Annotated in this window: 19 protein-coding genes and 1 tRNA gene; 8 read left to right on the top strand and 12 right to left on the bottom strand. The window is 37.3% G+C overall.

The annotated features are described in order from the left end of the window. Positions 1-108: 108 nt before the first annotated feature. Positions 109-1,164, bottom strand: a complete 1,056-nt coding sequence (locus J0871_RS15575; protein ID WP_208226155.1) for an NAD(P)-dependent alcohol dehydrogenase — start codon at positions 1,162-1,164, stop codon at positions 109-111. A gap of 179 nt (positions 1,165-1,343) precedes the next feature. On the opposite strand from J0871_RS15575, the gene J0871_RS15570 reads away from it, so the two are divergent. The 6 genes from J0871_RS15570 to J0871_RS15545 all read left to right on the top strand — a co-directional run bounded on the left by J0871_RS15570 (position 1,344) and on the right by J0871_RS15545 (position 5,228). Continuing rightward, positions 1,344-2,498: a PLP-dependent aspartate aminotransferase family protein gene (locus J0871_RS15570; RefSeq protein ID WP_208226154.1), complete on the top strand. Its 1,155-nt coding sequence runs from the start codon at positions 1,344-1,346 to the stop codon at positions 2,496-2,498. Positions 2,499-2,684: 186 nt separating this feature from the next. After that, the gene (gene bshB1 / locus J0871_RS15565; protein WP_208226153.1) at positions 2,685-3,401 is read left to right on the top strand and encodes a bacillithiol biosynthesis deacetylase BshB1; all 717 of its coding nucleotides are present in this window, start codon (positions 2,685-2,687) and stop codon (positions 3,399-3,401) included. A 144-nt stretch (positions 3,402-3,545) separates the two neighbouring features. Then, a tRNA-His gene (locus J0871_RS15560) sits at positions 3,546-3,621 on the top strand. Between the two features lie 191 nt (positions 3,622-3,812). Further along, positions 3,813-4,586 (top strand): nucleoside triphosphate pyrophosphohydrolase, encoded by a 774-nt coding sequence (gene mazG, locus J0871_RS15555; RefSeq protein ID WP_208226152.1) that lies wholly within the window; start codon positions 3,813-3,815, stop codon positions 4,584-4,586. 90 nt (positions 4,587-4,676) lie between these two features. Further along, positions 4,677-4,907, top strand: coding sequence for a hypothetical protein (locus J0871_RS15550; protein WP_208226151.1), 231 nt, complete (start codon positions 4,677-4,679; stop codon positions 4,905-4,907). Between the two features lie 3 nt (positions 4,908-4,910). After that, complete coding sequence (locus J0871_RS15545) at positions 4,911-5,228, top strand: type II toxin-antitoxin system RelE/ParE family toxin (RefSeq protein WP_208226150.1); 318 nt, start codon at positions 4,911-4,913, stop codon at positions 5,226-5,228. A 33-nt stretch (positions 5,229-5,261) separates the two neighbouring features. Here the strand turns inward: J0871_RS15545 and J0871_RS15540 are convergent, their stop codons facing one another. The 8 genes from J0871_RS15540 to J0871_RS15505 form a co-directional block, all read right to left on the bottom strand. Continuing rightward, complete coding sequence (locus tag J0871_RS15540) at positions 5,262-5,888, bottom strand: class I SAM-dependent methyltransferase (protein WP_208226149.1); 627 nt, start codon at positions 5,886-5,888, stop codon at positions 5,262-5,264. 10 nt (positions 5,889-5,898) lie between these two features. Next, positions 5,899-8,175, bottom strand: coding sequence for a DUF349 domain-containing protein (locus tag J0871_RS15535; RefSeq protein WP_093303630.1), 2,277 nt, complete (start codon positions 8,173-8,175; stop codon positions 5,899-5,901). Between the two features lie 112 nt (positions 8,176-8,287). Next, the gene (locus J0871_RS15530; protein WP_208226148.1) at positions 8,288-9,016 is read right to left on the bottom strand and encodes a shikimate dehydrogenase; all 729 of its coding nucleotides are present in this window, start codon (positions 9,014-9,016) and stop codon (positions 8,288-8,290) included. Beyond that, the gene (locus J0871_RS15525; protein ID WP_075327500.1) at positions 9,013-10,038 is read right to left on the bottom strand and encodes a DUF368 domain-containing protein; all 1,026 of its coding nucleotides are present in this window, start codon (positions 10,036-10,038) and stop codon (positions 9,013-9,015) included. Before J0871_RS15525 ends, J0871_RS15530 begins: the two co-directional genes overlap by 4 nt. Continuing rightward, positions 10,025-10,963: a DUF368 domain-containing protein gene (locus tag J0871_RS15520; protein WP_208226147.1), complete on the bottom strand. Its 939-nt coding sequence runs from the start codon at positions 10,961-10,963 to the stop codon at positions 10,025-10,027. Before J0871_RS15520 ends, J0871_RS15525 begins: the two co-directional genes overlap by 14 nt. Positions 10,964-11,003: 40 nt before the next feature. Next, positions 11,004-12,401 carry a tetratricopeptide repeat protein gene (locus J0871_RS15515; RefSeq protein ID WP_208226146.1) on the bottom strand — a complete coding sequence of 466 codons (1,398 nt, stop codon included), beginning with the start codon at positions 12,399-12,401 and terminating at the stop codon, positions 11,004-11,006. A 178-nt stretch (positions 12,402-12,579) separates the two neighbouring features. Next, the gene (locus tag J0871_RS15510; RefSeq protein WP_208226145.1) at positions 12,580-13,779 is read right to left on the bottom strand and encodes an aspartate aminotransferase family protein; all 1,200 of its coding nucleotides are present in this window, start codon (positions 13,777-13,779) and stop codon (positions 12,580-12,582) included. After that, positions 13,772-15,715, bottom strand: a complete 1,944-nt coding sequence (locus tag J0871_RS15505) for an OstA-like protein (RefSeq protein WP_208226219.1) — start codon at positions 15,713-15,715, stop codon at positions 13,772-13,774. Before J0871_RS15505 ends, J0871_RS15510 begins: the two co-directional genes overlap by 8 nt. 212 nt (positions 15,716-15,927) lie before the next feature. Here J0871_RS15505 and J0871_RS15500 point away from each other — a divergent pair, with 212 nt between their 5' ends. Together J0871_RS15500 and J0871_RS15495 are read left to right on the top strand one after the other, a co-directional pair. Then, positions 15,928-16,668: a ferritin-like domain-containing protein gene (locus tag J0871_RS15500; RefSeq protein WP_208226144.1), complete on the top strand. Its 741-nt coding sequence runs from the start codon at positions 15,928-15,930 to the stop codon at positions 16,666-16,668. Between the two features lie 29 nt (positions 16,669-16,697). Beyond that, entirely contained in the window at positions 16,698-17,531 is an 834-nt protein-coding gene (locus tag J0871_RS15495; RefSeq protein ID WP_208226143.1) for a ferritin-like domain-containing protein, read from the top strand. Positions 17,532-17,631: 100 nt separating this feature from the next. Here J0871_RS15495 and J0871_RS15490 read toward each other — a convergent pair whose 3' ends face one another. From J0871_RS15490 to J0871_RS15480, 3 genes are read right to left on the bottom strand one after another with little or no spacing between them, the layout of a single operon-like run. Next, on the bottom strand, positions 17,632-18,903 hold the full coding sequence (locus J0871_RS15490) for an adenylosuccinate synthase (RefSeq protein WP_208226142.1): 1,272 nt from the start codon (positions 18,901-18,903) through the stop codon (positions 17,632-17,634). A gap of 12 nt (positions 18,904-18,915) precedes the next feature. After that, positions 18,916-19,371: a transcriptional repressor gene (locus J0871_RS15485; protein WP_037315154.1), complete on the bottom strand. Its 456-nt coding sequence runs from the start codon at positions 19,369-19,371 to the stop codon at positions 18,916-18,918. Between the two features lie 29 nt (positions 19,372-19,400). Continuing rightward, the gene (locus J0871_RS15480) at positions 19,401-21,611 is read right to left on the bottom strand and encodes a bifunctional (p)ppGpp synthetase/guanosine-3',5'-bis(diphosphate) 3'-pyrophosphohydrolase (protein ID WP_093303616.1); all 2,211 of its coding nucleotides are present in this window, start codon (positions 21,609-21,611) and stop codon (positions 19,401-19,403) included. Positions 21,612-21,628 lie beyond the last annotated feature (17 nt).

Genomic DNA, 21,628 nt, shown 5'->3' with positions numbered 1-21,628 from the left:
GCTTCGGGATTGTTGCAGCTTCTAACATGTTGCTTACTATAATCATATTAGATCCTGAAATAAATTCAGGATGACGTTTAGAAAATCATTTTTCAGTAAACCTTTTTATTAGTTCTTATTTTTCAAGGATTTCATATCAATCACAAAACGATATTTCACATCTGATTTTACAACGCGATCAAAAGCTTCGTTGATATTTTGCATATCGATCATTTCAATATCTGAAACAATATTATGTTCGCCACAAAAATCCAGCATTTCCTGGGTTTCTTTAATACCGCCAATCACCGAACCGGCAATTCGTTTACGTCCGCCAATTAATCCGCCACCGTGCACGGGATCCAGAGGTTCAATTGCACCCACCAGGACCATTGTAGCGTCTCTTTTTAATAAAGCGATATAAGGATTCATATCGTGACCAACCGGTACGGTATTCAAAAGAAAATCGAAACTTCCGGCTTGTTTTTTCATATCCTCTTCGTTTTTTGAAACCAGAACTTCATCAGCACCTAGTTTTTTGGCGTCTTCAGATTTGGAAGGGGAAGTAGTGATCATCACCACGTGAGCTCCTAAAGCAGAAGCAAATTTTACGCCCATGTGACCAAGCCCACCAAGACCAATTACGCCAACTTTATCACCTTTTTTTACATTCCAGTGACGAAGTGGTGAATAAGTAGTAATCCCCGCGCAAAGTAGGGGAGCGGTAGCTTTCGCGTCAATATTTTCAGGAATGCTAAGTACAAATTCCTTATCTACCACAATTTGTTCAGAATAACCTCCAAAGGTATGGCCGCCCAAATGTTTGTCTTTACTATTGTAGGTTAGCGTGGCGCCTTTTTCGCAAAATTGTTCGAGGTCTTCTTTGCAAGAATCGCATTCCTGGCAGGAATCTACCATACAGCCCACGCCTACAAGATCACCTTCTTTAAAATTACTTACGTTTTTCCCAACCTGGGTTACCCGACCAATAATTTCGTGGCCCGGTACCACAGGATATTTAGAATTTTTCCAGTCGTTTCTAACCTGGTGAATATCACTATGGCAAACTCCGCAATATTCAATTTCAATTTGAACATCGTCTGCGGTAATTTCCCTGCGTTCAATGTTAAGTTCTTTTAAATTGGCATCGCTGGCTTGCGCGCCGTATGCTTTTACTTCATTCATATCACTCATTTTTCTTAAAGATAAAGAATAGAAAAGCTAATATTAAATGCCTATCCTGGTTTAACTTAATTTAACTTCTGTTTGATTATGAAAGTTTTTAGGAATAGGAAACAGCCCAAAAACAAAGGATATTTAGAATATTTCTTTTTACATTAGGGCGAATTTTGAAAGCTTTAAAAATGACAAAAAAACATCCCGGAATAAATACCATTTGCACCCATAGCGGAGAACTGGAAGACAAACAATTTAAAGGCGCGGTTTCACCATTGTATATGGCTACATCTTATGCGTTTGAAGATGTTGAAGTGAAGCGCTATCCAAGATATTTTAATACTCCAAACCAAGTGGCTTTGGCTCAAAAAATGGCAGCTTTAGAACACGGGGAGGCAGCGTTGATATTTGGAAGCGGAATGGCAGCGGTAAGCACAGCGCTTATGGCTTTTGCGCAGAAGGGAGACCACGTGGTTTTTCAGAATACACTCTATGGCGGAACCAGTAATTTGATTACCGAAGAATTTGAGAAATTTGGATTGGAATATTCATTTACTAAAGATTCAAAACCCGAATCTTTTGAGGCTGAAATAAAAGAAAATACAAAGGTGATCTATATTGAAACACCGTCAAACCCACTACTTACTGTAACCGATATAAAAGCGATTGCCGAAATTGCCAAAAAGCACAATTTGGTAAGTATGATAGATAATACTTTTGCTTCCCCGGTGAATCAGAATCCTATAGATTTTGGAATTGATATTGTATTGCATTCAGCGACCAAATATATGGGTGGGCATAGCGATATTCTTGCAGGAACGGCGATTGCTTCTGAAGAGCATATAGATAAGATCTTTCAGCTGGCTAAGAATTTTGGCGGAAGTTTAAGTGATTTCACTGTATGGATGTTAGAACGTAGTTTAAAAACTATGGGATTGCGGGTAAAAGCCCAGAATGAAAATGCTTTAGAATTAGCTCGTTTCCTTGAAAAACACGAAGACATTTCCAGGGTTTATTATCCCGGTTTAGAATCGCATCCAGATCACGAACTTGCAAAATCACAAATGAAAGGTTTTGGTGGCATGATGTCGTTTGAATTGCGTGAGGGATTGGATTTTGATCTTTTTCAGAAGAAATTAAAATTGATAAAATCTTCAATGAGCCTGGCTGGAGTAGAATCTACGATCTTATCGCCTTCAAAAACTTCTCACGGCTTACTTTCTCCTGAAGAAAGAGAAGCCCAGGGAATAAAAGATGGCTTGATGCGATTTTCAGTAGGAATTGAAGAAAAAGAAGATTTGATGGAAGACCTGGAACAGGCGTTGAAAGGAGTTAGAGGGTAGAAGTACGAGATGTGAAGTTTGAACGTGAAAAATATCAAATGGTAAATTTCATTTTGAAACGTCATCCTGAATTTATTTCAGGATCTAACTTGTGCGAGAAAAAGAATTTCCTGAATAAACTTAACCTAAGGTGAGTTTGAACAAAATTAAGATTTCCGCCTGCGCGGAAATGACAAAATAAATACTATGAAACTAGATATATTAGCTATAGGCTCGCATCCAGACGATGTAGAATTAAGTTGTTCGGGCACTATTGCAAAAGAAGTAGACCGAGGAAAAAAGGTAGGGATTTTAGATCTTACTCGTGGTGAAATGGGCACGCGCGGCACTGCCGAAACTCGTGATAAAGAAGCAAAAGAAGCTGCAAAAATACTGGGCGTTTCAGTTAGAGAAAACCTTGAGTTTAGCGATGCTTTTTTTGAAAATAATACCGCCCACAAACTGGAAATTATAAAAATCTTACGAAAATATCGTCCCGAAATTGTTTTATGCAATGCAGTAGACGATAGGCATATAGACCACGGAAAAGGAGCGAAATTGGTAAGTGATGCCTGTTTCTTAAGCGGCTTACGTAAAATAGAGACTATTGTTGATAGGGAGAGTCAGGAGGCCTGGCGCCCAAAACACGTTTATCATTATATACAGTGGAAAAATTTAAAGCCTGATGTGGTAGTAGATATTTCGGGATATATGGATAAAAAGATGGAATCGGTGCTGGCTTATAGAAGTCAGTTTTACGATCAGGATTCTAAAGAGCCTGAAACCCCTATTTCCAGTAGTAACTTTTTAGACAGCATTAATTATAGGGCAAGAGATCTTGGTAGATTAATTAATACGGAACACGCGGAAGGTTTCACCGTAGAACGTTACCCGGCGGTAGATTCAATTTTCGATTTAATATAGATTGATTTTTAGTTTTTCCTAATTATTTAATTAGAAGCTTTTTAGCTGTATGTACAGGAAATAGCATTAAAATTCGTTCTAATATTAAAAATTTTTCTTTGGGAAATAGCTAAAATAACCTACATTTGCAACCGCAATTAAAATGGTGGTTGTAGCTCAGCTGGTTAGAGCGCCGGATTGTGGTTCCGGAGGTCGCCGGTTCGAACCCGGTCTTCCACCCCTTTATTCAAGCCTTCAGTTTTCTGAAGGCTTTTTTTATGCAGTGAATTTGAGGAACCTAAGATATTAAATTAGACGCTATGCTGAATTGGTTTCAGCATCCAAGTGGAATTAAACAAAAACTATTTTTTCTAATAAGACTTCCAAAAGCCTAAAATCAATCCTTATTTTTACAACACAAAAATTTCTACTATGAACTCCAGAGAAGAGCAATTAAAAGCATTTGATCGATTATTAACTATCATGGAAGAGCTAAGAGAGCAATGTCCCTGGGATAGAAAACAAACTATGGAATCGTTGCGGCATTTAACCATTGAGGAAACCTACGAGCTGGGCGATGCAATTTTAGATAATGATTTAGAGGAAGTACGAAAAGAATTGGGAGATCTACTGCTGCACCTGGTGTTTTATGCAAAAATAGGAAGCGAAACAAAAGAATTTGATATCGCTGATGTTGCTAATGGAATTTGTGACAAATTAATAGCCCGTCATCCGCATATTTATGGAGATGTAGAAGTAGCAGATGAAGAAGAAGTAAAGAAGAACTGGGAAAACCTGAAACTTAAAGAAGGAAAAACCAGCGTTTTAGAAGGAGTGCCGCGTTCTTTGCCGGCAGTGGTAAAAGCCAGTAGAATTCAGGAGAAAGTTGCCGGGGTTGGATTTGATTGGGAAAAACCGGAACAGGTATTTGAAAAACTTCAGGAAGAATTAGGAGAATTACAGCACGAAATAAATACCGAAAATAAAGATAAAATAGAAGCTGAATTCGGCGATGTTATGTTCTCTATGATTAATTATGCCCGTTTTCTTGGTATAAATCCTGAAAACGCTTTAGAACGTACTAATAAAAAGTTTATTACCCGGTTTCAGTATTTGGAAGGCAAAGCACAAGGACAAAATAAAGCTTTAAAAGATATGACTTTAGCTGAAATGGATGTCTTTTGGAATGAGGCTAAGTTGTTGTGAGATCCATATTTTTTTGAGAAAATTAATCTGGTTTTTAAGTAAATACCTATAAAATTGAAATTCTGTATCTTTGATAAAAAGCTTATTAAAATGGACTTACAAACAAGAAAGAGGAAGTTTATAAAGGAATTTTTGGAAATTGAAAGTGAAGAAACCTTAGAACGATTGGAAGTATTATTGAAGAAAGAAAAAGAAATTTCAGAGCGCAAATTAGACTTAATGAGTAAAGAAGAGTTAAACAGTAGAATTGAACGTTCTGAAATAGATTTTAAGAATAATCGTTTTAAAACCAGTTCTGACTTGTTGACGAAATATCAATAAAAAATGAAGATAATTTGGTCTGAATTTGCTGAAATCCAAATTGACGAAATTTTTAAATTTTATGAAGAAGAAGCGAATTCAGTAATCGCAAGTAAACTTGTTCAGAATATTATTTTGGAAGCTGAAAAGTTAAAAGATTCACCCTACATCGGCCAGAAAGAATGGCGGCTTCAGGAAAGAAAAATTACCTATAGATATCTAGTTTATGCTCATTATAAGATAATTTATTCTGTACAGGAAAATCCTGGGTATATTAAAATTGCAGATGTTTTTGATACAAGACAAAATCCACCCAAAATTGGAAGAAGCAAAATTAGTTGAATAAAAAATACTTACATCTCAATCTTTTCAATCTTATTTCCCAAAAATAATCACCTTAGGATTAATCTCCAATGCTGAAAATCCCAGGTTATTTTTTATCCATTCCAGGCTTTTTGCAGTATAGAAAAAAACATGGGTACGATCGTTTTTATAATACCAGTTATCAAAATCTATTTCTTCAGAATAAATAGAGGTTTTACAATACAATTTTCCACCAGCAGTTAGTCGTTGGGCTAATTCGCTGAATTCACGCTTTGGCTCATAGAAATGTTCCATGACTTCACAACAAATAATAAAATCGTATGTAGCGTTTAATACGGCGGTATTCGGGTAAAAATAAGGATCGTATAAAGCTATGGAATATCCTTGTTTTTCAAGAATGTTTGCGGCTACCGGCCCGGTGCCACAGCCGTAATCCAACCCCGAATGTTTTGAAGTAAAATCCTTGAGAATTTGAGAGGTTATGGGGCTTACAAAATCCTGGTAGCCGAGATCTTCTATGTCGTTATTGTGAGTGAGGTATCGTTTTTCTTCGGCGTATTTTGAAATATAAAAGTCGGGTAAAAGTTGAATGCCACCACAAGTGGTGCATTCAACAAATTCCCTATTCTTACTTTTCCAGAATTCTTTAGTTGCACCTTCGCAAAGAATACATTTCATATCGCTTTTCTTAGTAAAGCGACTTGATTTTACGAAGTTTTTCTTTCCAAACTTCCAGTTGTTCTTTCTGGTCGGCTATATTTTTGTGTACATCCTGTACCAACGGGTTATCATCATCTACATTAGAGAAAAACTGTAAGTTGTTTTCTAACTGTCTAATTTCCGCCTTTGTTTCCTCAATTTTCTTGGTAAGGAAATAATGCTCATTACGAAGTTTTTTATCATCGTCTGCATCATTTATAGCCTGTACCTTATTTTCGTATTTCAGCATCTCAGCTTTGGTGTGATCTACATCTAATTTATTGAAAAGCTGATCTAAAGCTTTATTGAATTTCCCTTCAATAAAACGCTTATTGTGAGGTACTTTTCCAAGATTTTTCCAGTCTTCAATAAATTGTTTAATCTTAGGTAGGTCTTCTTTTTTATCGCCGGTTAGCTCTACAGATTTTACCTGCTCTAACAATTCTTTTTTCTTATCAAAAGCTTCAAATTCTTCTTTATTCTCATCGTCACGATTTTCGTGCATACGTTCAAAATAATGATTGCAGGCAGCTTTAAATTGTTTCCAAACCTTGTCGCTATCTTTTCTTGGCACGTGACCAATCTTCTTCCAATCCGCCTGGATTTTCTTCATTAAAGGCGTTACCGTCTTAAAATCGTCGCTATCCTTATTTTCTTCAGCAATTTTAATTAGCTCTTTTTTCTTTTCAAGATTATCGTATTGCTGCTTTTTTAGGTTTTTGTAGAAAGCGTTTTTATTTCGGTTAAATCGGCGAACGGTTTGTTTGAAATCAGTCCAGGTTTCTTCGTTTTTACTACGCGGTACCTTCCCGGCGTTAAAAAATGCTTCCCGAAGCGCTTCAATTTCCTTAATTTTTTGTTGCCATTTATTGTGGCTTTTATACTCTTCGTCTGCGATTTCCCTAATTTTCTCAATAATAACCTGCTTGGCCTTCCAATTCTCCTCGTAACGCTCATCCATCGTACTAAAGAATTCCTGGCGCTTATCGTGAATTTGTTTGGTAGCACTGCTAAAACGCTCCCAAATATCTTCCCGAAACTCTTTTGCAACCGGCCCAAGTTCTTCTTTCCACATTTTGTGAAGCATTTGCAATTCCCTAAACGCACGGTTTACATCGTTTTCCTGCACCAGTTCTTCGGCACGGTCTATTACTTTTAATTTTTGATCGAGGTTGTGTTTAAAATCAAGATCGCGGAATTCACGATTTAAATGAAGGAAATCATAGAAATTCTCTACGTGATGGTGATAAGTATTCCATACATCGTTATATTTTTCTCGCGGAATAGGCCCCGCAACACGCCAACGATCCTGGAGCTCTTTAAAATGCTTGTAAGTGGTATTTATATTTTCTTCAACATCAATTAGACCTTTTAATTCTTCAATAATTTCCAGGCGTTTGGCCAGGTTTTTATTAAGGTCTTGCTTTAGTTGCTTGTAGTAATTATTACGTTTTTCCCTGTAATCAAAATATAGTGAATTGAAACGTTTTTTTAGCGGAGTAGAGTAGTGGAAGTCTATAATATTCCCGCCTTCAGCAAGAAATTCCTCTTTTTTCTCCTCTTCTTCTTCGTTAAATTTCGCATTAAATTCAGCACGAATTTCAATTACGTGGTCTTTAATTGCCTGAACTTTTTCCTTTTTAAGCAAGGATTCAAATTCATCTGCCAGCTGTTCTTTGCTCATTGCGTGATAATCTTTCTTCGGAATATCATGCCGCTCAGCCTTAGTCTCATCTTCACTGTCTTCTGCAACAGAATCGTCTATATGCTCCTGGTGATGTTTTGAAGTTCTACCGTCTTCTTCTGAAGTTTCATCATCCTCATCGTCATCGTCATCATCATCATCAGAGTGGGCTTCACCTGATTTTTCTTCAGCTTTAGCACCTGTTTCAACCTGATCTTTTTCCTCTTCAGGTCGTTTTTTCTTCCTGCTTTCTTCAAGAATAGCATCATCTTCATCGTCTTCCTCCTTGCTCGCTTTATTTTCTTCTGAAGTGTTTTTAGTATCACCCGCTTCAGCAATCATAGCATCTTCCAGGCTATCATCTTTAGATTTAATTTCAGAGGCAGTTTCTGCCGGTTCAATTACAGCATTTTTCTCTTCTGAAGTTTTTTGGGTTTCAGACTTTTGAGAAAATGAATTTTCCTCTGCATTAGCATCATTATTTTCTTCGCTCAACTTCTTCTTATCCTGAGTTTGTTCAGAATTATTTGTTGATTCGTTAGAAAACTCCTCTTTGTTTTTATCATTTTCTTGCTGAGACATATCTTTCAATGTAAAGGTTCGTGTAAATTAATTAGGCTGAAAGATAGTAACTCCACTAAAATTGGGCAAACAATTCCCTTTTTTTGTAGAATTTAAAAGCAAAAAGTAGTGGTCATTTTGTCCATATCTTCCAGGCGCTTTCGGCTTGTAATTCCAACATTTTTAACCCGTTGGTTGCCGTGGCTCCTTTTGCCTGGGCACGAGCCATTAATTTTGTGGTGCGCGGATTGTAGATAAGGTCGTAAACCAGGTGTTTCTCGTTTATAAACTGAAAAGGAATTTCTGGATTCGCGTCAACATCTGGGTAAGTGCCTAATGGCGTGGTATTTATTATAAGGCTGTATTCTTTCATTATTTCTTCAGAAAGATCATCGTAACTCAATTTATTTTCTCCAGCAGATCTTGATACAAATTTATATTCAATTTTGAATTTCTTTAGGGCATAAGCTACCGCTTTAGAAGCCCCGCCGGTTCCCAGGATAAGTGCTTTTTTATGATGCTCTTTCAAGTAAGGTTTTAAAGATTCAGAAAACCCTATATAATCGGTATTATGGCCAATTAATTTATTGCCAATTACATTAATGCTATTCACTGCACCAATTTCTTTAGCTTCTGGCGCTAGATCGTCTAAATATGGAATAATCTCCTGCTTATACGGGATCGTAACATTTAAACCCTGCAGATTAGGTGTTTCTTTTATAACATCCCGGAATTCTTTTATATTATCCAGGTCGAAATTTCGATATTCTGCGTCAATATTTTCTTTCTTAAACTTTTCAGTAAAATACGTGCGGGAAAAAGAGTAACTGATATTTTTTCCGAGTAGCCCAAAATTTTTCATCGCTTTGCGGGTTTTTGGTTTTTCTTTTCGTACCAGGCGAGTCCCAATACTATAAGTATTCCTACAAAGATAAAGAAAATTGCGAGCCAGGTCTCGGCAGAGGAGAATGCGGGGAAATACCGGTCGTAATAATCTATTACTGCATTTCCCTGGCTGTCTAAAATCATTTCCCCGTTAGCGTCTACTTTAAAAATTTTTTCTTTCCAGGGCCAAACTACACCAAGGGAGCCGGTAATAAAGCCAATAATTGCAGCAAAAGTATCGGTTTTATAATTTTTTAAAACGAAACCAAGAAGGTGGGAAAGGCTTACCAATCCTGCCAGTGAACCTGCCCCGAAAACCAGTAATACTTCTAACAGCCTAATTCGTTCAGGGTCGGCAAGGAAGCTTAGATCCCAAAGTAATAGATTGGCAATAGTATCATAGAGGGCATTTACAGAATCGACTAAAAGAAGTACATAATTCCCTAATAAAATTAGGATAAAAGACCCTGAAAGTCCGGGAAGCGTCATTCCTGAAACGCCTATAATTCCGCAGAAAAATACAAACCAGAGATTATCATTTTCTTTAGCAGGTTCCAGAAAACTTATAGCCACGCCTACAATTATTCCCAGCAATACAAATACCAGGGAACGTTTGCTCCATTCTTCAAAATCTTTACTTATGTAATAAATGGAACCTACGATCATTCCAAAAAAAGCGGCCCAAACGTAAAGTTCATAATGAAGAATTAAGTAATCCAGAACTTTAGAAACACTAAAATAACTAATAAGCATCCCGAGAATAAGTAAGCTCAGGAATTTTCCATTGGTATAGTAGTATAAACTTCTAAACCTACCGTTGATAAGCAGAATAAAAGCTTTGTAATTTATTTTTTGAAGGGAATAGATGAATTCTTCATAGAAACCGGCAACAAAAGCTACAACGCCACCAGATACACCGGGGACTTTATTAGCTGCTCCCATAGCTAAACCTTTAAGTACCAAAAGCACTTTATCTGTAAAGGTTCTAGTTTGTTGCATTTACTTTGGTTGAACTTTTTGCGGCGAAAATTTCCAGACCCAGAATTAATAAAAATCCTGTAAGCATCAAAATAACGGCAAAGAAAGTTTGAGGTTCACCATTAAAATTCCACGGTAAAACCGAAGCTTCCCTTAGAACAACTTCCTTATCGCCATACATTTCTGTTTGCAAGACATGTTTCCAGGGCCAGATCTTATTCAGCGATCCCGCTATAAAACCGGTTAATACGGCCAGGGTTAGACTGCTGTAATGTACAAACAGCCATTTTAATATTTTAGAAAAGCTAAGTAAGCCAATTATGGCTCCTACAGCAAAGATGGCCAGGGTTTGAAAATCGAAATCATGTACGGCATCGGTAAGCCTTTTATAGGCTCCTAAAAGGACTAAGATAAAGGCACCCGAAATACCGGGGAGGATCATTGCACAAATGGCTATAGCTCCTGAGAAAAAGATGTATAAATTACTTTCTTTGGCGGCCATTGGGGGTAGGGAAACGATGTAGAAAGCTACAGCTGCTCCTATTACCAGGGCGAGAAAGATCTTCACATTCCACCTGGGGATTTGTTTTCCTACATACCAAATACTGGCCAATACAAGGCCAAAGAAAAAGGACCAGATCATAATTGGATGATTCTCCAATAGGTATTTAGCTGCCCGCATAAGCGAAAAGAAACTGATAAGGATACCGGTGAAAAGCGCTAATATAAACGGCCCATTTAGCTGTTGCCACATGGATTTAAAACCTTGCTCTTTCCAGGTGGTGATCAGTGAAAAATTAACCCCGCTAATGGTAGAGATCAGTTCTTCATAAATACCTGTAATAAAAGCGATAGTGCCTCCTGAAACTCCAGGAACAACATCTGCCGCGCCCATCGCCATACCTTTTAAGGTTACTGAAAGATGGTCTTTAAAGCTTTTCTGCATGTGAACAAATTAAAATTCCAGGTCAAAGTTAGTAAAATAACTAAGAGAGATTTATAAAGGAATTTATAATTTGCTTTACGCTTTTTCTGTTAAAGATTTGAGGGAATAATTCTTCGATAACTATATAATACTCGGCATCTAACTTTAATCCTTTATTCAGGTGAAAGTAAGCTTTTTCTCCCTCATTATGACTAAAATAAAGTCCGGCTAAACGGAATTCAATCTCGGCGGTATCAGGATAAAACTCTAGCGCCTGATTAAGGTTTTGAATAGCAGTTTCAAATTCGCCAAGATCTATTAAGATATCGCAGCGTCTAACCCAGGTTTCTAATTCATAATTACCAAGATCAAGACTTTTTTTATAGCCGCGCTCTGCTTCTTCAAAAAACTTAAGGCGGTTATTGATTTTAGCGTAACGTTTCCAGTATAAAACATTTTCCTCATCTATATTTATCGCCTTATTTATATAATAAAGCGCTTTCTGGTAATTTTTCTTTTTAATATAGAAATCGGTAATCGCAATCCAGCCTTTATCTAAAAGCGGATCTTCGTGTACGCAATCTTTATAATGTTTAAGGGCGAGTTCGTTTAAACCTAATTTCTCAAAACATTTTCCAATTCGCAAATATGCAAAAGAAGTAGGATCGTCTAACTCCAGGGTTAAACGATAATTTTCTATAGCTTCGTGAAAACGGCCTAATTTTTCCAGAACTTTTCCTTTTTCAAGATAAGCGCCAATAAAATAATCGTCACTAATTATGGCAAAATCGAAAGCCGATAATGCTTTTTCGTAATCTTTTAGGTCAAAATATTGTTTTCCTACCTGGTGCCAGGCAACCTCGCAATATGGATTTTTATCTAAATACATATTAAGGTATTCAATGGCTGCTGTTTTTTGATCAAGAAAATCAAAACAGTACATAATATTGTAAAGTGCCGAATAATCTTCTTCGTCGGCTTCCAGGCATTTCATAAAGCTGAATTTTGCATTTTCAAAATCCTCAAGAAACAAATATTCCATCCCGATTAGGGAATAAACCTCAGCAGGATCCAGGGTAATATCAAGCGCCATTTCTAAAACCTGAATGGCGTGAGCGTGGCGATCGCGTTTAGAAAGAATTTGTGCTTTTTGTATATAAATTTCTTCGTTAGAAGATTCTAATTGTTGTAAATCGGTAAGCATTGCTTCGGCTACATCCAATTTATCTTCAAAAACTAAAATCTCTATTTTAAAGAGTTTTAAGTTGGTAGAAGTAGGATGCTGCGCCAGGCCTAATTTCACGGCTTTTTTAGCCAATGCAAATTTCCCGTTCTCTAAATAATAGTTAATAATATCTTCAAATTCCGCTGAATCAAAGAATAAAACATCGTTAGTTTTAAGCATAGATTCAAATCGGGAAAGTGAGAAATTGTTTTCGTCGTTATGGCTTAATTGCATACGTAGGTAATTACGGGATTTCTACTTTACTCACTAAGTGAGATTTATATATTCCAGGTTAAACCGGAATTATTGATCTTTTTGAATAAAATGCCTTGCGGCACTGCTTTAAGGTATTTCCTAAAATTAAAAATGAATAATGTTAAAAAGCTCAAATATCAATATTGTTGTTAACAAATTAATTAACAGCTTCCTGTTTCTTAATTATATCCTCCAATACGTCAATAATGATGCCACAGCCTTCTTTTATTTCTTCTTCAGAAATGGTGAGGGGAGGAGTTATTCTCACCGCTTTTTTCTCAAATAAAAGCCAGAAAAGAATAAGGTTTTTTTCTTTACATTTTAAGATTAACTGATTCGCAATTTCCTCTGAAAGTGTAATGATTGCAAGCATTAAGCCCATTCCTCTTACTTCTGAAATTAGGGGATGCACCAGTAATTTTCTGAATAATTTTTCTTTTTCCAGGCTTTCTGACATTAAGTCTGATGAAGTGATTTCTTTTAATGTAGCTAAAGCTGAAGCAGCAATTACAGGATTTCCCCCAAAGGTAGTGATATGTCCCATTTTTGGATTGTCAGAAAGGCTATCCATCATTTTAGCTGAAGCCGAAAAAGCGCCAATTGGCATTCCGCCGCCCATTCCTTTGCCTAAAGCAACAATATCTGGCACCATATCAAAATTCTGAAATCCAAAGAGTTTTCCTGTTCTGCCGAAGCCTGGCTGGATTTCATCTAAAATCAATAAGGCACCAACTTCTTCACAACGTTGTTTGATCTTTTTTAAATAATTATTTTTTGGAAGTATAAACCCGGCTCCACCCTGTATACTTTCCAGGATTACCGCCGCGGTTTTTTCGGTAATCTTTTCTAAATCTTTCTCTTCGTTAAACTGAATAAAAGAAATTCCACCTAAAAGAGGTCTAAACGGTTTTTGGCGTTCTTCGTAATCCATTAAGCTTAAGGAGCCCATGGTATTGCCGTGATAAGCCTGGTGAGCTGCAATAATTTCAGCTCTTCCGGTGTAACGCCGTGCAAGTTTTAAAGCACCTTCAATAGCTTCGGTACCCGAATTGGTGAGATAAGTTTTTTCCAAAGGTTTAGGGAATTGTTCTGCCAGTAACCTGGTTAATTCAACGGCGGGTTGCTGGGCGTATTCTCCATAAACCATAACGTGTAGGTACTTTTCGGCTTGTTCCTTTATTGCCTTTACCACTTTTGGATGACAATGTCCCAAACTACAAGCTGAAACCCCTGCTACAAAATCCAGGTGCTTTTTTCCATCTGTGGTAAAAATGTAGGAACCCTTGGCCGATTCCACTTCCAAACCTAAAGGATGGGGAGTGGTTTGTGCCTGGTATCTCAGGAAATCTTTATTCATCTTTTTGATCTTCTTCAGCTTCAGGATTAGCTTTATTTTCTTGCTCTGTAGCTTTAATCATTTCCTGTTGCTTCTTTAATTGAGGGATAGAATCTCTTAGCCTATTTTGTAATTCTTCGGCTTCAGTTTTAGCTGCATTTTCTTCATCTCCGTTTTCAGTATTAATTAACTGCTGTGCATCTTTTAGCTGCGGAATACTATCTTTTGCCCTGTTTTGAAGGTCTTCGGGTTTTAATCTTGATTTATCGTTAAGCAGCATATCGTCTCCTTCTTCGCGTTCATCAAAAAACGCTTCATCTTCTTCCGGCAACGGGATTCCTTCAATCTTAACCAATTCGGGCACCGGTTTGCCTTTAAACAAATCTTCTTTTGTAAGTAATCGCTCATCACCCCGCCAGTTAAAGCCAATCAATTCCCGAACGTTTACGGGAAAATCTTCTTCTGGGGTTAAATTACCATCAACATTCTGGTAGTAATAAATATCTTCAATTTCCCGTTCTTCAAAAAGGATTTTAATTGAACTGGAGAGGGTTTTGTTAATCCCAATAAGTTCCTGGTCGCTATTACGACTGTAATAAAGGGTTTCGGTATTTTTATTAATATCTACCTGATATAGCTCATTGTCTTCAAATAATCCTACCAGTTCCATTCCTTTTACCTGGTTGTACCCATCTATAGTATCTTTTTGAATAAGAAAAGCATTGTTAAAAACCCGCATAGAATCAAGCTGTTCGGTTTTGGTATTGCTTTGCAAATGAATAGTATCTCCCGTCATTTGGCTAAGACCGCTCCACAGCACGGGACTTCGACGTTTCGTGACCGAAGTAACCGGGCCGCTGGTAATATTGATCATTTTGGTTAGACCGGTTTGCTGATTTATATGTACCGAATCACTCTTCCCGCTCATATCGCTTTTGAAAAGTCTAACATCATAAAATCCACGAATTATTCGTTTTTCTGGTTTTCCGGTGATCATTATGGTATCGCCGTGAATAAACAATGAATCCCTATCCTGAACGCTGGCTGCAACCGCTCTTTTAGTAATAAAAACCGAATCTTTATCCCGAAAAACTTCAGCATAATGCCCTGTGACCACACTCTCGTTAATGGTGTCTATCACTTCAATATTATTAGTGGCTGAAGCGAAATTAGTATTCCGGTTAAAATACATGCTGTCGCCTTTAACCGTTCTGTTTTCGTAATCTATTTTTGAATTTTTTACAAAATAACCGGTATCGCCCCTGGTATCATAAAAGCCACGTTCACAATAAACAGTGCTGGTTTCACTTTCTATGGTTGAAGGGCCATACAGATACGCGTGGCCGGTTTCGCCATAAAAATCAAGTTGTTCTGAATTGATAATGTATTCTGGATTAGTAAGCACTACCTCTGAAACAAAAGAATATTTATCATCTTCCATAAAATACCGACCAATATTACTGGTAATCACCCCGCCGGTGTCAATTACTTTACCACCGCTTCTGTAATAAGCCTGTTGTTTTAGCCGGTCAAAGAAAAGACTGTCAGATTCCAGGGTGGTTTGGGGGCGCTTCATCACCACCTCACCACTGGCGAAGGCAAACTGGGAGTTTCCGTTATATTCAGCATAATTACTATTTAATTTTACGGTATCGCCCTGTTGCATTCTCACATTGCCAAAAGCCCTGAAGAAGTTTTCATCTTTATAATGAATGGCGAGATCGCACCAAACTTCAATACCTTCGTGCTTAAAATACACCTGGTTTTCAACCTTACTTAAAACAAATGCTCCGGGATATTTTTCATCCTGAATATTCCTATCGGCACTATAGTCAATTTCTTTTGCTTCCTGAGCCTGAGTTAAAGCGGGAAAAACCAAAAAGGCAAATACTATAAAAAGAATGAATTTTTTCAAGGTGAAAATTTTTTCAAAAGTAATTAAAATTCTTCCATCCATAATGGTAATTGTAGTAAGTCCGTAATCAGATTTTATAATGGAATAACGCAAAAAGCAGTTTTTATTAAATCTTGCTTTAAAAAATTCCAATACTTAATAAAGTTTATAAGGTTTAAGGTGTTTCCTTTTTTTATTTAGAAAACTTTAACGCTAATACAAAAACCGTTGCCGGAATTACTGCGTAAGTATAGGAAACAACTAAAAATTAAATTATGGAAAAACCACGTATTAAGGTTGATGAAGTTTCTGTGAAGCCGGTAAACAACAGCAAATCCCGTAGAAGATTTCTAAAAATGGGAGGACTCGCTATGGCAGGTTCAGGATTATTACTTTATGGATGTAGTAGCGATGACGACGTTAATAACCCGGAACCTATGCCAGAAGAAGTGTTTGACCTGGGCAGTGGCGATGTTGGTATTTTAAATTATGCTTACGCGCTGGAGCAACTGGAAGCTGCATTTTATACCAACGTATTAGATGGTTCTTACTGGGCCGGAGCGACCGCTGAGGAGAAATTGATTCTGGAAGATCTCTATGACCACGAGGTAATTCATAGAGAATTCTTTAAAGCTGCAATTAGTGCAAATGCTGAAGCCAGCCAGGTTTTACCAGAACTTGAATTTGATTTTAGCGGTGTAAATTTTGCCGACAGAGATTCTGTACTGGCTACAGCCCGTGTCCTGGAAGATACCGGAGTGGCAGCATATAATGGAGCAGGTAGATTATTGCAAACACCAGATTTTTTAGTAATTGCAGGAAAAATAGTTTCGGTAGAAGCAAGACATGCGGCTGCTATAAGGTCTATATATCTTGAAAACGATACCGCTTTCGCAGGTGATGATATTATTGATAGTAATGGTTTAGATCTCACCAAAGATCCTCAAACCATTCTTAGCGAAGTGGGAGCTACGGGCTTTGTAGTGACCCCGTTTACCGCTAATAACTTACCTTAATAAGTATTAATCAACTTAAAAACAATATTATGAATATTATAAAATTTTTAGATGAATTTACTTCAGAAGACCTTATCAAAAAGTCTTCTTCAAGAAGAGAAATGCTTGGTAATCTTGGGAGTCTGGGGAAAAAGGCGGCTATGGTAGCTGTACCTTTTGGCCTCGCTTCAACTTCCGGAAAGGCATTTGCACAAAGTAGTGGGAATGATGCTATAGGAGCATTACAACTGGCACTTACCTTAGAATATCTTGAAGCTGAATTCTATATAAAAGCGTTAGATTCTGGAGTATTACCAAGCGGCGGAAGAGCGGAAGCGGTATATAACCAAATCTCAAAACACGAATCTGCTCATGTTGAATTTCTAAAGGCAGGTTTGGGTGACAACGCAGTAGATTCACCAGAATTCGATTTTACTGCTGGCGGAGCTTTCGATCCATTTAATCCAAATAATGATATGGCTTATGCTCAATTATTAGCCTTAGCCCAGGCGTTTGAAGATACTGGCGTGAGAGCATATAAAGGACAAGCTACAAATTTAATGGGCACCGATTTTTTGACGCCTGCATTACAAATTCATTCTGTAGAAGCAAGGCATGCATCTGAAATAAGAAGGTTAAGAGCTGATGTTTTAGGTGATAATACTAACGAGAATGCACTTGGTTGGATCACTTTAAACAATCGCGGACCGGGAATGCCAGAAGCAACGCAGGCTGTGTACGATGGAGAAGAGAATGTAGTACAGGGTGGAGTAAACCTGGTAGATGCTACAGGATTTAGCGCCGAAGCGGTATCACAATCTTACGATGAGCCCATAAGCGGAGAAGTAGCCCAGCAAATCGCGGGATTATTTATTGTGTCATAAGTATAATTGGCTCAATTCTAATTTTTTGTTATTAAGAATTTTTGTGCTAAAAAAAGCCGTTTCAACTGAAACGGCTTTTTAAATTTATAATTGCTTTTTTTTAGCGTTCTATAGTTTGAGTTCTGTCTGGCCCTACAGAAACCACTTTAATAGGTATTTCCAGTTCTTTTTCCAGAAATTCCACATACTCATTAAATTCTTTCGGAAGTTCATTAGCCTTCGTCATTCCTGTAAGATCTGCTGCCCAACCTTTAATTTCGGTATAAACAGGTGTTACATTTTCTGCTTCAATATTATAGGGTAAATGTTGAATTTCCTTTCCCTTATAATTATAGGCGGTACATACTTTAAGCGTTTTAAATCCGCTAAGTACGTCACCTTTCATCATAATTAACTGGGTGATTCCATTTACCTGAACCGCATATTTTAAAGCTACTAAATCCAGCCAGCCACATCTACGGGCCCTACCGGTGGTTGCACCAAATTCGTTACCAACCCGTCCCATAGTTTCACCGTCTTCATCAAAAAGCTCTGTAGGGAAGGGGCCGCTTCCAACGCGGGTGGTGTATGCTTTAAAAATCCCGTAAGCTTCGCCAATTTTATTTGGTGCCACACCAAGACCTGTACAGGCACCTGCCGCAGTAGTGGTAGAAGAAGTTACAAAAGGGTAGGTCCCAAAATCTATATCGAGTAAAGATCCCTGGGCACCTTCAGCCAGAATAGTTTTTCCTTGTTTTTGCGCCTCGTGCAAATAAGCTTCACTGTCTATAAAAGTTAGTGATTTAAGCGTTTTAACCGCATTAAAAAATTCCTTTTCCAATTCGGCAAGATCATATTGAACATCTACATCGTAGAATTTGATCATTTTTTCGTGCTTATCGGCCAGGGTTCTATATTTTTCCTTCCAGTTAGAAAGTTCTAAATCTCCTACACGAATTCCGTTTCTTCCGGTTTTATCCATATAAGTAGGACCAATACCTTTAAGGGTTGAACCAATTTTGGCCTTGCCTTTAGAAGCTTCAGAAGCAGCATCTAAAAGCCTGTGAGTAGGCAAAATTAAATGTGCTTTTCGTGAAATAAGGAGTTTAGATATGTAATCTATATTATGTTTGCTAAGGTTGTCCAGTTCCTTTTTAAAAATTACAGGGTCTATCACAACACCGTTACCTACAAGGTTGATGGTTTCATCGTGAAAAATTCCTGAAGGAATAGTATGTAATACGTGTTTCTGGCCGTCAAATTCCAGAGTGTGGCCTGCGTTTGGCCCGCCCTGAAATCTAGCAATAATATCGTATTTAGAGGTGAGTACATCAACAATTTTTCCTTTGCCTTCGTCACCCCATTGGAGACCGAGTAGTAAATCTACCGCCATTGAAATCTTAAGTTAATTGGTTGTTTTTTTGTTGCCGTAAAAATATAAAGAATGTTTGGTTATTTCTATATCAAACACTTCTTCGATAGTTTTTTTAATAGATTGAATACGCGGGTCGCAGAATTCTATTACTTCACCGGTATCGGTAAGAATAACATGGTCGTGCTGCCGGTCAAAATATGATTTCTCATACTGAGACTGGTTTTGTCCAAACTGGTGTTTTCTTACAAGTCCGCATTCCAGTAATAATTCTATGGTATTATAGAGAGTGGCACGACTTACCCGGTATTTTTTATTCTTCATTTTAATGTAGAGTGATTCTATATCAAAATGATCGTCGTTATTGTAGATTTCCTGAAGTATTGCAAAACGTTCGGGGGTTTTTCTATGCCCTTTTTCTTCCAAATACTTGGTAAAAACGTTTTTAACTACTGCCTGATCGTTCTTATTTACAACTTTTTTGCTCATAGTTCTTTGTACCTTACAAAGGTATGGGATTATTCACGGCTAACCTTATCTATGCCGTTAATTTTTTTGAGTCGGTTCATGATTTTTGTAAGTATCGCATTGTTCTTAACCCTTAGTGTAATTTGCCCGCTAAAAACACCGTCTATACTTTCAAAATTAATCTTTTGCATATTCACATTCAGGTTACTGGAAATTTCCCGGGTTATCTCACTTACCAGGCCTAAATTGTCGATTCCGGTTAGTTTCACCACGGCTTTAAAGTCTTGCTGAGAAGAGTCTATCCATTTGGCAGGAATAATTCTATAGGCATAATTACTTTGAAGCTGAAGCGCATTAGGGCAGTTTTTCTTATGGACTTTAATACCATCGTTTACCGTTACAAAACCAAAAACCTGGTCTCCCGGAATTGGGTTGCAACAATTCGCCAATTTATATTCTAAAGTTTCATCTTCATCGCGTCCAAAAACAAGTTGGTCGTATTTTGAAGTTATTTCATCTTTATTAAGATCTTCGGCGATAACCGGTTTTTTGATCTTTCGTTTAATATAACTTACCAGCGCGTTACTTCTGGATGCAGCAAATTCTTTAAGTTTTTGGTTATCAATTTTGCCAATTCCAACGCGATAAAATAAATCCAGGCTGGTTTTTAGGTTAAAATGAACCACCAGCTCGTTAATTATTTTCTCGTTAAACGGAATTTTTTGAGCTCTTAATTTTCGGGTAAGAATTGCTTTTCCTTCTTCTGCTATTTCCCGTTTTTCGTCTTTAAGAGAAGATTTTATCTTAGCACGAGCTCTTGCAGTTGTTGCATAATCCAGCCAGTTTACATTGGGTTGTGCATTTTCTGAAGTAATTATTTCTACCTGGTCTCCGCTTTTTAACTCGTGGCTTAAAGGTACCAGTTTATTGTTAACCCGGGCACCACGTGTTTTTAAACCAATTTCGGTATGAATACTAAAAGCGAAATCTAAAGGAGTAGAGCCTTTTGGTAGAGATTTTAAATCTCCCTGTGGTGTAAATACAAATATTTCTTTTGAATAAAGATTCAGCTTAAATTGCTCTACAAAATCTACGGCATTTACATCTGGATTTTCCAGGGCTTCCTGAAGCCGGTTTAACCATTCTTCTATTCCGTGATCATCTTGAGTATCGCCCTGCTTGTATTTATAATGAGCTGCGTAACCTTTTTCTGCAATCTCATTCATTCGCTGACTTCTAATTTGAACTTCTACCCAGCGACCTTTTGGCCCCATAACGGTAATATGCAGCGCTTCGTAACCTGTGGATTTAGGCGAAGAAATCCAATCCCGAAGCCGGGTAGGGTTTGGCCTAAAATGATCGGTTACTATTGAATAAATTTTCCAGGCGAGAAATTTTTCGTTGGCCTGGTCACTTTTATAAATAATTCTAATGGCAAATTTATCGTAAACCTCGTCAAAGCTTACATTCTGAGCTTTCATTTTACGATGAATGGAGTAAATAGATTTAGGTCTACCTTTAATATCGTAGTCAAAATTTTCCTGTGTAAGGGAATCTTCAATTACTTTAGAAAACTCCCTAATATAAGCATCCTGCTCTTCTTTACTTTCTTTTATTTTGGTGTGAATCTCGTGGTACACCTCAGGTTCTGTATATTTTAAACCAAGGTCTTCGAGTTCGGTTTTAATATTATAAAGTCCTATTCGGTGGGCTAGCGGGGCATAAATATAAAGGGTTTCTGAAGCAATTTTTTCCTGTTTATCCCGTCTCATAGCATCCATAGTTTGCATATTGTGCAATCTATCGGCTATTTTGATAATAATTACCCGAATATCATCATTCAAAGTAAGCAGCATTTTCCGAAAATTTTCGGCTTGCAGCGAAACATCTTTATCTTTCTTTAAACTAGAAATTTTTGTGAGTCCGTCTACGATAGTCGCTACGGTTTCTCCAAACATTTCCTGAATATCTTTAAGCGTGTATTGGGTATCTTCTACTACATCGTGCAAAAGTGCGGCGATAATAGAAGTGGCATCCAATCCAATTTCTGAAGCTACAATTTTTGCCACCGCAATTGGATGAAAAATATAAGCTTCGCCAGATTTTCTACGTTGGTCTTTGTGGGCATCTACAGCGGTATCAAAAGCCTTTCTAATTTGCTTTTTATCATCGTCACTTAAACTACGGTAACTTATGCGCAGCAGTTCTTTATATTGCCGCGCAATTTGCTTGTTTTCTTTTTCTATAGCTGCTTCTGTCATAATTTAAAAGTACAATT

The sequence above is a fragment of the Salegentibacter sp. BDJ18 genome, assembly GCF_017579965.1.
Lineage (GTDB): Bacteria > Bacteroidota > Bacteroidia > Flavobacteriales > Flavobacteriaceae > Salegentibacter.
This window is presented reverse-complemented; position numbering and strand designations above follow the sequence as displayed.